Source organism: Mesorhizobium sp. LNHC252B00 (genome assembly GCF_000502955.1).
Taxonomy (GTDB): Bacteria; Pseudomonadota; Alphaproteobacteria; order Rhizobiales; family Rhizobiaceae; genus Mesorhizobium.
In genome coordinates, this window is the sequence record NZ_AYWO01000180.1 from 1 (window position 1) to 248 (window position 248).

Sequence of the window (248 nt, forward strand, 5' to 3'; positions counted from 1 at the left end):
TTGCGGCGTCTATGTGCTGGATTCTCCATCCGACATCCTGCCGGCGGCGTTGAAGTACCTCGGTCTCGACCCCAACAGCACCTCGCCCGACGACATTGCCAAGGCCGAGGAAGCTCTTCTCAAGGTCCGTCCCTATATCAGGAAGTTCCACTCGTCCGAATACATCAACGCACTTGCCAATGGCGACATCTGCCTGGCGGTCGGCTGGTCGGGTGACGTGTTCCAGGCCCGCAACCGCGCGGTCGAGG

The 248-nt window shown here is 61.3% G+C and carries 1 pseudogene; it reads left to right on the forward strand.

Annotation, left to right across the window (positions count from 1 at the left end):
• Positions 1 to 248 (forward strand): annotated as a pseudogene (locus X744_RS0139530) (spermidine/putrescine ABC transporter substrate-binding protein PotF); the annotation flags it as partial.